The following is a 12,572-nucleotide window of genomic DNA, read 5'->3' as shown; positions in this document are numbered from 1 at the left end:
ACGTTATCCTTGGGCAATAAGCTGTTTCATTTTTGAAGCCGTTTCTGCTTTATCGGCTGCGCTTGTAATTCCGCCCCCAACAATGACAAGGTCAGGCTTTTGTTTGATCACTTCAGGAAGTGTATCGAGTTTGATGCCCCCCGCAATTGCGGTTTTTGCGTTTTTTACGGTATTTTTGATTGTCGTTAATTCTTCGAAAGAGTTTTTGCCCTCTGCTTGAAGATCATATCCAGTGTGGACGCAGATGTAGTCAACACCGAGTGCGTCAATTTCTTTCGCACGGGATTCAATATCTTTTACGTTAATCATGTCAACTAAGATTTTCTTCTTCTGTTTTTTGGCTTCTTCTACTGCGCCTTTAATCGTTGCGTCGTCTGTAGCGCCTAAAACAGTGATGATGTCAGCGCCCGCTTCCGACGCTTTCATGATTTCGTATCCGCCGGCATCCATGATTTTCAGGTCTGCTAGAACCTTCAATTGCGGAAATGTTTCTTTTATTTCTTTAACGGCTCTGAGGCCTTCATTAATGACAACCGGTGTTCCGATCTCAACCACGTCGATATATTGTTCCACTTCTTTGACGAGCTCGATGGCTTCCGGGATGTTTACGAGGTCTAATGCTAGCTGTAATTCCATTGTTGATCCACTCCCTTTTTCGAATTATTTTTCATTCTATAGGTTCCCTCTTTTGATGAGAAGTAGGCACTTTGAAGTCAACTAGTTACTTGGAGGATACTGTGAGGAGAGGCAATCAGATTTCTTTCGCTTGGTTTTATGAGTGAGTATAATAAAAAGGAGTCTGCAAAAAAGTAAGTAAGTGATGATACGTATTTAACATACAAAAAGTATACTAAGGGGGGATTTCTATTGAGCCGGATGGACGACAAAAGGTTTAATTGTGAGAAGGAATTAACGCTTGCAGTGATCGGCGGTAAATGGAAAATGCTCATTTTGTGGCATTTAGGAAAAGAAGGCACAAAACGGTTCAATGAATTAAAAACTTTGATTCCTGATATAACGCAGAAGATCCTCGTGAACCAGCTGAGAGAGCTTGAACAGGATATGATTGTTCACAGGGAAGTGTATCCGGTTGTCCCGCCGAAGGTTGAATATTCCTTGACCCCGCAAGGAGAAAGCCTCATGCCTATTCTTGATGCCATGTATGAGTGGGGGAAAGGCTATATGGAATTGATTGATATTGACAGAAATGTCATAAAGGAATCGTTGTAAGGCGCTCTTCGCAAGGGTGTCTTTTTTTTGCTTGTTTTTCGGTTTTTGCGCGGTAAATAGATGTCATGTAAAGATTGTAAATGGCTTCAACAATAAAGAGGATTAACTAGGTTGGACTGATTTGAAAATTTTTATTTTTCTGTAAATAATGTTTAGTGGAAATTATTGCGGCATACCGCAAAAATATCCCAGTAAATAAACTGGAATCTTTCGGTATCCCGCATGAAACTTTTCACCCATTTTTCGGTGATAAAAACATTTTTTTCATTTAAAGTGAACGGTAGCAAGGTAAAAAATATTGAAAACAATGAATAAATAGCCAAATTTGTTTCCTGTTGGGATGAGGGATCTTGCGGTCTTTATCCGCTTATGTTAAACGCCGCAATGATGATGGCAGCCCGTTTTGATAGCGGCAATCTATTTTTTTATTTGGATGCACTGCTTTTTAAGTGTAGTACTTTGGGCTTTTTTGGCTTTTAGTTCATAAGGATTAAAAGTTTTATGGATAAGAAAGGGAAAACACGCTGCACATGTTCACTGCTTATTGAAGATTAGGGGAGGTATGACAATATGGAAATAACTTTTTATCCTTTAACGGATGCACAAAAACGAATTTGGTATACAGAAAAATTTTATCCTCACACTAGTATTTCGAATCTTGCGGGGATTGGTAAGCTGGTTTCAACTGATAAGGTTGACTGGGTGCTTGTTGAGCAGGCGATTCAAGAGTTTATCCGCAGAAATGACGCCATGCGCCTTCGTTTGCGGCTCGATGAAAACGGAGAGCCTGTTCAATATATAAGCGAGTATCGGCCTGTTGATATAAAACATACTGACACCACTGAAGATCCGAATGCGATTGAGTCTATTTCACAATGGAGCCGGGAGGAAACGAAAAAACCTTTACCGCTGTACGATTGTGACTTATTCCGTTTTTCCATATTCACCATAAAGGAAAATGAAGTGTGGTTTTACGCAAATGTTCATCACGTGATTTCTGATGGAATCTCTATGAATATTCTCGGAAATGCGATTATGCACATTTATTTAGAATTAGCCGGCGGCTCAGAAACAAAAGAAGGAATCTCGCATTCATTTATCGATCATGTTTTATCTGAACAGGACTATGCTCAATCGAAGCGGTTTGAAAAGGATAAGGCGTTTTGGAACAAGCAATTCGAATCGGTGCCTGAACTTGTTTCCCTGAAACGAAATACTTCCGCAGGAGGAAGTTTAGATGCTGAGAGGTTCTCTAAGGATGTGCCTGAAGCGCTTCATCAGCAGATCCTATCGTTTTGTGAGGCGAACAAGGTCAGTGTTCTTTCAGTGTTTCAATCGGTGCTTGCTGCCTATTTGTACAGAATCAGCGGCCAGAATGATGTCGTGACGGGAACCTTTATGGGCAACCGGACAAATGCGAAAGAGAAGCAGATGTTTGGCATGTTTGTTTCGACAGTTCCGCTTCGGACAAACGTAGACGGCGGCCAGTCGTTTTTAGATTTTGTCAAAGACCGGATGAAGGATCTCATGAAGACGCTTCGTCACCAAAAGTATCCGTATAACCTCCTGATCAACGATTTACGTGAAACAAAGAGCTCTCTGACCAAGCTGTTTACGGTTTCTCTTGAATATCAGGTGATGCAGTGGCAGAAAGAAGAGGATCTTGCCTTTTTGACTGAGCCGATTTTCAGCGGCAGCGGATTAAATGATGTCTCGATTCATGTAAAGGATCGATGGGATACTGGAAAACTCACCATTGATTTTGATTACCGAACTGATTTATTTTCACGTGAAGAAATCAAAATTGTTTGTGAACGCATGATTACGATGCTGGAGAACGCGTTATCGCATCCAGATGATGCAATTGATGAATTGACGCTGATTGCTGAAGCGGAGAAAGAGAAGCTGCTTGCGAGGGCCGGCGGTGAATCTGTCAGCTATCGTAAGGATATGACGATTCCAGAGTTGTTCCAAGAACAGGCTGAGCAACTTTCTGATTATCCAGCGGTTGTATTTGAAGATCGCACATTGTCCTATCAAACGTTACATGAACAATCTGCACGCATCGCCAATGTGCTGAAACAGAAAGGAGTTGGCCCGGACATTCCTGTCGCGGTTCTAATCGAACGCTCTGAACGGATGATTACGTCTATCATGGGGATTTTAAAAGCCGGCGGGGCATATGTGCCGATTGATCCCGCTTTTCCGGTGGAGCGCATTCAATATATTTTAGAGGACTGCGGTGCGGACTTCATCCTGACTGAATCGAAGGTTGCGGCTCCTGCAGCCGATGCGGAACTGATTGATTTTGATCAGGCGATTGCGGAAGGTGCAGACGAAAGCCTGAATGCAGGTGTGGACGCACGGAACCTTGCCTACATTATTTACACATCGGGAACAACCGGACGTCCGAAAGGTGTTATGATCGAGCATCGCCAGGTTCAACACTTGGTTGAATCTTTGCAGCAGACGATTTATCAAAGCAGTAGCCAAACACTGCGGATGGCATTGCTTGCGCCGTTCCACTTTGATGCGTCAGTGAAGCAGATTTTCGCGTCGCTTCTTTTGGGACAAACCCTTTATATCGTACCTAAGAAAACAGTGACAAACGGATCTGCCCTTGCTGCATATTATCGCAGGCACAGCATTGAAGCGACGGACGGAACACCTGCCCATCTGCAAATGCTGATCGCGGCGGGCGATTTTGAAGGCCTTAAGCTGAAGCATATGCTGATCGGAGGAGAGGGCCTATCGTCTGTTGTTGCGGACAAGCTGCTGAAGCTGTTTAAAGAAGCAGGCACAGCACCGCGTTTGACCAATGTATACGGGCCGACTGAAACGTGTGTTGACGCGTCCGTTCATCCGGTTATCCCAGAGAGTGCCGTTCAATCAGCATATGTGCCAATCGGGAAAGCGCTGGGGAATAACCGCTTATATATTTTGGATCAAAAAGGCAGGTTGCAGCCGGAAGGCGTGGCTGGCGAGCTTTATATCGCAGGTGACGGTGTTGGCCGAGGCTATTTACATTTGCCTGAATTGACGGCTGAGAAGTTTTTACAAGATCCATTTGTGCCAAGCGATCGCATGTACCGGACCGGAGACGTGGTGCGCTGGCTGCCAGATGGAACAATCGAATATTTAGGCAGAGAGGATGACCAGGTCAAAGTCCGCGGATACCGGATTGAGCTTGGAGAAATTGAAGCCGTGATTCAGCAGGCGCCAGACGTTATGAAAGCCGTTGTTTTGGCACGTCCTGATGAACAGGGAAATCTTGAGGTTTGCGCATATGTTGTGCAGAAGACTGGCAGTGAATTTACTCCGGCCAGCCTGCGGGAGCATGCGGCCAGACAGCTTCCTGACTATATGGTGCCGGCTTACTTTACAGAAGTGACCGAAATTCCGCTCACGCCAAGCGGTAAAGTGGACCGCCGCAAGCTGTTTGCATTAGAAGTGAAGGCGGTCAGCGGAACGGCCTATACCGCGCCGCGCAATGATACGGAAAAAGCAATCGCAGCCATTTGGCAGGACGTGCTGAATGTTGAGAAGGCGGGGATCTTTGACAATTTCTTTGAAACGGGCGGACACTCATTGAAGGCCATGACGCTTTTAACAAAGATTCATAAGGAAACAGGCGCTGACATTCCGCTTCAATACTTGTTTGAGCATCCGACGATTGCGGCTCTTGCGGAGGAAGCCAAACACAGAGAAATCCGGGAATTTGCAGCGATTGAACCTGCTGAAAAACAGGAGCATTACCCGCTTTCCTTAGCACAGCAGCGAACATATATCGTCAGCCAGTTCGAGGATGCGGGTGTTGGGTACAACATGCCAGCGGCAGCGATTTTGGAAGGGCCTTTAGAGATTCAAAAGCTGGAGCACGCATTTCAAGGGTTAATCCGCCGCCACGAGTCTTTGAGAACGTCATTTATTCTTGAAAACAGTACGCCGAGACAGAAAATTCATGACAGCGTCGATTTCAACATCGAGATGATTGAAAGAGGCGGCCGCTCAGATGAGGGAATTATGACTTCATTCGTCCGGAGATTTGATTTGGCGAAAGCACCGCTGTTCAGAATCGGCTTGATGGAGCTTGAAGAGAACCGTCATATGCTTCTGTTTGACATGCATCATTTGATTTCTGACGGTGTGTCCATCGGCATTATTTTGGAGGAGTTAGCACGGATATACAAAGGCGAACAGCTTCTTGAGCTTCGTCTTCAATATAAGGATTACGCTGTGTGGCAAAGCGGCCAGGCTGCTGAAGGGTACCAGAAGGACCGGGCGTATTGGAAGGAAGCCTTTGCGGGTGAGCTTCCGGTGCTTCAGCTTCTGTCCGATTACCCGAGACCGCCTGTTCAAAGTTTTGAAGGAGATCGGGTGTCAATCAAGCTGGATGCGGGATTAAAGGATCGTTTAAATCGTTTGGCTGAACAAAATGGCGCCACGCTGTATATGGTGATGCTGTCCGCTTACTATACGCTTTTGTCAAAGTATACGGGACAGGATGACATCATTGTCGGCACACCGTCTGCGGGCAGAAACCACTCCGATACAGAGGGGATTGTCGGGATGTTCGTCAATACGCTCGCGATTCGCAGTGAAGTGAAGCAGGACGAGACGTTTACCCATTTGATCACCCGTGTCCGCAAACAGGTGCTGGATGCCTTTTCTCATCAGGACTATCCGTTTGAGTGGCTTGTTGAAGATTTGAACATTCCGCGTGATGTAAGCAGACATCCGCTGTTTGACACGATGTTTAGTCTTCAAAATGCGACAGAGGGTATTCCGGCTGTCGGCGATCTGTCCGTGTCTGTTCATGAGACCAACTTCAAGATTGCCAAATTTGATTTAACGATACAGGCGAGAGAGACCGATGTAGGCATTGAACTTGATTTGGACTACAGCACGAAGCTGTTTAAACAAAGCACGGCTGACAGGCTGCTCAACCATTTTGCGCGTTTGCTTGAAGATGCTGCGGCTGAGCCTGAAAAACAGATTTCTGAGTACAAGCTTCTTTCTGAAGAGGAGGCTGCATCGCAAATTCAGCAGTTTAACCCGGGCAGAACACCTTATCCGAAAGATAAAACGATTGTTCAGCTGTTTGAAGAGCAAGCGGCGAAAACGCCAGACCATCCGGCACTTCAATATGAAGGCAAATCACTTACCTATCGAGAGCTGAATGAACGGGCCAATCGTTTAGCGCGCGGCATTCTTTCTCTCGGGGCAGGCGAAGGCAGAACAGCGGCAGTCTTGTGCGAGCGGTCAATGGACATGATTGTGTCGATCCTCGCAGTTTTAAAAGCTGGCTCGGCTTATGTTCCGATTGATCCGGAACATCCGATTCAGCGGATGCAGCATTTCTTCCGTGACAGCGGAGCAAAGGTGCTTCTCACGCAGAAAAAATTAAAGGCCTTAGCAGAAAAAGCGGAATTCGACGGCGTTATCGTGCTTGCAGATGAGGAAGAAAGCTATCATGCCGATGCGCAAAATCTCGCACTGCCTCTTCATTCAGCGGTGATGGCCAACCTGACGTATACTTCCGGAACGACAGGAACACCAAAGGGAAATATCGTGACACATGCCAATATTCTGCGCACGGTGAAGGAAACGAATTATCTCAACATTACAGAACAGGATACGATTCTCGGACTTTCCAATTACGTGTTTGATGCGTTTATGTTTGATATGTTCGGTTCTTTGTTAAACGGTGCCAAGCTTGTACTGATACCGAAAGAAACAGTTTTGGATATGGCTCGCCTGTCTCGCGTTATTGAGCGGGAGAACATCAGCATTCTTATGATTACAACTGCTTTGTTCCACCTGCTTGTGGACTTGAATCCGGCGTGCTTGTCAACGCTGCGCAAGATTATGTTCGGCGGGGAGCGGGCTTCGGTCGAGCATGTAAGAAAAGCTTTGCAAACGGTTGGAAAAGGCAAGCTCCTTCACATGTATGGGCCGTCTGAAAGCACGGTTTTCGCGACGTATCATCCGGTTGATGAATTGGAGGAGGACACACTGTCTGTTCCGATTGGAAAACCGGTCAGCAATACGGAAGTATACATCCTTGACCGGGCGGGACACGTGCAGCCTGCCGGGATCGCCGGGGAGCTTTGCGTTAGCGGCGAAGGGCTCGTGAAAGGATATTACAACCGTCCTGAACTGACTGAGGAGAAGTTCGTTCCGCATCCGTTTACGTCCGGCGAACGCATGTATAAAACGGGTGACCTCGCCAGATGGCTGCCGAGTGGCGACATCGAATTTATCGGGCGGATCGACCATCAGGTGAAAATCCGCGGACAGCGCATCGAGCTTGGAGAAATCGAACATCAGCTGCAAACCCATGACCGCGTGCAGGAGACTGTTGTGCTTGCTGTTGATCAAGGAGCGGGAGACAAGCTGCTCTGCGCGTACTTTGTCGGAGAGGGAGAAATCTCATCTCAAGAGCTGAGAGAACATGCGGCAAAGGACCTGCCCGCTTATATGGTTCCTGCGGTGTTTATCCAAATGGACGAGCTGCCGCTGACCGGGAACGGAAAAATCGACCGGAGAGCGCTGCCGCTTCCTGATGCCAGCGTCTCAAGAGGTGTTTCATATGTTGCGCCTCGCAATGAAACGGAACAAAAACTCGCAGACATTTGGGCGCAGGTGCTTCAGGTTCAACAGGTCGGCGTTTATGACCACTTCTTTGACATCGGCGGACATTCATTAGCAGGCATGAAGATGCTTGCCTTAGTTCATCAGGAACTGGGTGTTGAGCTGTCACTCAAAGATCTCTTCCAGTCACCTACGGTTGAGGGCCTAGCACAGGTAATTGCCTCTGCTGAAAAAGGGACAGCCATCAGCATCAGCCCGGCTAAGAAACAAGATTCGTATCCTGTTTCCTCACCGCAAAAACGGATGTACGTGCTCCAGCAGCTTGAAGGAGCGCAAACGAGCTATAACATGCCGGCGGTTCTGCGCCTTACAGGTGAGCTTGATGTTGAAAGGCTTAACAGCGTCATGCAGCAGTTAATGCAGCGCCATGAAGCCTTTAGAACCACGTTTGAAATAAAAGATGGAGAAACGGTGCAGCGGATCTGGGAAGAAGCTGATTGTGAGATGGCATATTTCGAAGCCGCAGAAGAAGAGACAGAGCGGATCGTTTCTGAGTTTATCAGGCCTTTCAAAATTGATCGGCTCCCGCTGTTCAGAATGGGTCTGATCAAGCATTCAGACACTGAGCATGTGCTGCTGTTCGATATGCATCATATTATTTCTGATGGTGCGTCTGTCGGTGTGCTGATTGATGAACTTTCGAAGCTGTACGACGGAGAAACCCTTGAGCCGCTCCGCATTCAATATAAGGATTATGCCGTGTGGCAGCAGAAGTTCATTCAGTCTGAGCTTTACAAGAAACAAGAGGAGCATTGGCTGAAGGAGCTGGACGGAGAGTTGCCGGTGCTGACGCTACCGACTGACTATAGCCGGCCTGCGGTTCAAACATTTGAGGGAGACCGCATTGCATTTTCATTAGAGGCAGGCAAAGCTGATGCCCTGCGTAGACTAGCAAAAGAAACGGATTCAACACTGTACATGGTGCTTCTGGCTTCATACAGTGCGTTTTTATCAAAACTGAGCGGGCAACACGATATCATCGTCGGTTCACCGGTAGCCGGACGATCCCAAGCTGACGTCAGCCACGTCATCGGAATGTTCGTCAATACGTTGGCGCTGCGAACGTATCCGAAAGGTGAAAAGACGTTTGCTTACTATCTTGGCGAAGTGAAAGAAACCGCGCTCAATGCTTTTGAAGCGCAGGATTATCCGCTTGAGGACCTGATCGGAAACGTACAGGTTCAGCGTGACACGAGCAGAAATCCGTTATTCGACGCAGTATTTTCGATGCAAAATGCGAATATCAAGGATCTAACGATGAAAGGGATTCAGCTGGAGCCGCATCCGTTTGAACGGAAAACGGCCAAGTTTGACATCACACTGACGGCTGACGAAACGGACGGAGGGCTTACGTTCGTACTTGAATACAATACAGCGCTGTTTAAACCTGAAACAATCGAACGATGGAAGCAATACTGGATGCAGCTTCTAGATGCAGTCACCGGCAATCCGAACAAGCCGCTTTCCAGCCTGTCACTCGTCACTGAACCAGAAAAACAAACGCTTCTCGAGGCATGGACGGGCAAAACGCTGCCTGTGCCGACAGACAAAACCGTTCATCAGCTATTCGAAGAGACTGCCCAGCACCACAAAGACCGCCCGGCTGTTACATATAACGGCCAGTCGTGGACGTACGGGGAGCTGAATGCGAAGGCGAACCGTCTTGCCCGGATTCTGATCGACTGCGGTATCAGCCCGGATGAGCGCGTCGGCGTTCTCACGAAGCCGTCGCTGGAAATGTCCGCCGCGGTGCTCGGCGTCTTAAAGGCGGGAGCGGCGTTTGTGCCGATTGATCCTGACTATCCGGATCAGCGGATTGACTATATTTTACAAGACAGCGGTGCGAAGCTTCTCTTGAAACAGGAAGGCATCGCAGTGCCGGACAGCTATACGGGAGAGATCATTCTTCTTGATGGCAACCGTACGATTCTGAGCCTGCCGCTTGATGAAAACGATGAGGAAAATCCAGAGACGGATACAAACGCGGAGAACCTGGCGTACATGATTTACACGTCTGGAACAACCGGACGGCCGAAGGGTGTCATGGTCGAGCACCATGCGCTTGTGAACCTTTGCTTCTGGCACCACGACGCGTTCAGCATGACAGCGGAGGACCGCAGTGCGAAGTACGCGGGCTTCGGATTCGACGCCTCCATTTGGGAGATGTTCCCGACTTGGACAATCGGCGCCGAGCTTCACGTCATAGATGAAGCCATCCGACTTGATATCGTTCGCCTGAACGACTATTTCGAAACGAACGGCGTAACGATCACCTTCCTGCCGACACAGCTGGCGGAACAGTTCATGGAGCTTGAGAACACATCACTCCGCGTATTGCTGACAGGCGGAGACAAACTGAAGCGTGCCGTGAAACAGCCGTACACGCTCGTTAACAACTACGGGCCGACTGAAAATACGGTCGTTGCCACAAGTACAGAGATCAATCCGGAGGAAGGCTCGCTTTCCATCGGGCAGGCGATCGCCAATACGAGAGTGTACATTCTTGGCGAGGGCAATCAGGTACAGCCGGAAGGCGTAGCCGGAGAGCTTTGCGTGGCGGGACGCGGACTGGCGCGAGGCTATCTGAATAAAGAAGACGAAACCGCGAAGCGGTTTGTCGCTGATCCGTTTGTGCCGGGTGAACGCATGTACCGCACCGGCGATTTGGTGAAATGGGTGAACGGCGGCATCGAATACATCGGCCGGATTGACCAGCAGGTCAAGGTCCGCGGCTACCGGATCGAGCTCTCGGAAATCGAAGTCCAGCTCGCCCAGCTTTCTGAGGTGCAGGATGCGGCGGTAACAGCCGTGAAGGATAAAGGCGGCAATACAGCGATCGCGGCGTACGTCACACCGGAAACAGCTGACATAGAAGCATTAAAGTCTTCGTTGAAAGAAACCCTGCCGGACTACATGATTCCGGCGTTCTGGGTGACGCTGAACGAGCTTCCAGTTACCGCAAACGGAAAGGTTGACCGCAAAGCCTTGCCTGAGCCGGACATCGAAGAGGGAAGCGGAGAATACAAGGCGCCGACAACGGATATGGAAGAGCTGCTTGCCGGCATCTGGCAGGACGTGCTCGGCATTTCGGAGATCGGTGTCAGCGACAATTTCTTCTCGCTTGGCGGAGATTCCATCAAAGGAATCCAAATGGCGAGCCGCTTGAACCAGCACGGCTGGAAGCTGGAGATGAAAGATCTCTTCCAGCACCCGACGATTGAGGAGCTGACCCAATACGTGGAGCGTGCCGAAGGCAAACAGGCAGACCAAGGCCCGGTGGAGGGCGAAGTCATTCTGACGCCGATTCAGCGCTGGTTCTTTGAAAAGAACTTCACGAACAAGCACCACTGGAACCAATCAGTGATGCTTCATGCGAAGAAAGGCTTTGATCCTGAACGGGTGGAGAAAACATTGCAGGCACTGATCGAACATCATGACGCGCTCCGCATGGTTTATCGTGAGGGAACGAAAGAGGTCGTTCAATACAACAGAGGACTTGAAGCTGCTTCAGCTCAATTGGAGATCATCCAAATTGAGGGCCAAGCAAAAGATCATGAAGACCGCATAGAGAGAGAAGCGGAACGGCTGCAGAGCAGCATCGACTTGCAGGAAGGCGGCTTGTTAAAAGCAGGCTTGTTCCAAGCGGAAGACGGAGACCATTTGCTTCTTGCCATTCACCACTTAGTGGTTGACGGCGTGTCGTGGCGGATTTTACTGGAGGATTTCGCCGCGGTATATACACAGCTTGAGCAAAGCAATGAACCGGTACTCCCACAGAAAACACATTCATTTGCGGAGTATGCAGAGAGATTACAAGACTTCGCGAATTCCAAAGCCTTTTTGAAAGAAAAAGAGTATTGGAGACAGCTTGAAGAACAAACTGTCGCGGCGAAGCTTCCGAAGGATCGCGAATCTGGTGATCAGCGAATGAAACATACAAAGACAATCGAATTTTCGCTGACTGCTGAAGAAACAGAACAGCTCACCACAAAGGTGCATGAGGCATATCACACAGAAATGAATGATATTTTACTGACAGCATTCGGATTGGCAATGAAGGAGTGGACAGGTCAGGATCAAGTAAGTGTTCATTTAGAGGGGCATGGACGTGAAGAAATCATAGAAGACCTGACCATTTCCCGGACAGTCGGCTGGTTTACGAGTATGTACCCGATGGTGCTCGATATGAAGCATACGGATGATCTGGGCTACCAGCTGAAGCAAATGAAAGAAGATATCAGACATGTACCGAATAAGGGAGTCGGGTACGGCATTCTCCGCTATTTGACGGCGCCGGAACATAAAGAAGATGTGGCGTTCTCGATTCAGCCGGATGTCAGCTTTAACTACTTAGGACAGTTCGATGACATGTCGGATGCAGGCTTGTTCAAGAGATCAGAGCTGCCGTCAGGACAGTCGTTAAGCCCGGAAACAGAAAAACCGAGTGCGCTCGATGTTGTCGGATACATTGAAAACGGAAAACTGACGATGTCAATGGCCTATCATTCTCTTGAATTTCATGAAAAAACGATAAAGACATTCAGCGACAGCTTTAAAGCCCATCTTCTCAGAATCATTGAACATTGCCTATCTCAAGATGGAACGGAACTGACGCCGAGTGACCTTGGCGACGACGATTTGACGCTGGATGAACTGGATAAATTAATGGAAATTTTCTAATAGAGGTG

The 12,572-nt window shown here is 48.3% G+C and carries 3 protein-coding genes; 2 read left to right on the top strand and 1 reads right to left on the bottom strand.

Translation table 11 applies throughout. The features are described 5' to 3' along the window. Positions 1 to 3: 3 nt before the first annotated feature. Positions 4 to 636, bottom strand: coding sequence for a 3-hexulose-6-phosphate synthase (gene hxlA / locus AC0C66_RS16600; protein ID WP_014112617.1), 633 nt, complete (start codon positions 634 to 636; stop codon positions 4 to 6). Between the two features lie 231 nt (positions 637 to 867). On the opposite strand from hxlA, the gene hxlR reads away from it, so the two are divergent. Further along, positions 868 to 1,230 carry a transcriptional activator HxlR gene (gene hxlR, locus AC0C66_RS16595; protein ID WP_014112618.1) on the top strand — a complete coding sequence of 121 codons (363 nt, stop codon included), beginning with the start codon at positions 868 to 870 and terminating at the stop codon, positions 1,228 to 1,230. Between the two features lie 570 nt (positions 1,231 to 1,800). Next, complete coding sequence (gene srfAA / locus AC0C66_RS16590; RefSeq protein WP_472973634.1) at positions 1,801 to 12,564, top strand: surfactin non-ribosomal peptide synthetase SrfAA; 10,764 nt, start codon at positions 1,801 to 1,803, stop codon at positions 12,562 to 12,564. The last annotated feature ends 8 nt before the right edge of the window (positions 12,565 to 12,572 follow it).

It is taken from the genome of Bacillus sp. VA13, assembly GCF_055710085.1.
Note: the sequence above shows the minus strand (reverse complement) of the source record. Positions and strands in the feature narration are given on the sequence as shown.

Bases quoted from the DNA above. Each gene is read 5' to 3' on its own strand.
- hxlA (WP_014112617.1), bottom strand. From the start codon at position 636: ATGGAATTACAGCTAGCATTAGACCTCGTAAACATCCCGGAAGCCATC.
- srfAA (WP_472973634.1), top strand. From the start codon at position 1,801: ATGGAAATAACTTTTTATCCTTTAACGGATGCACAAAAACGAATTTGG.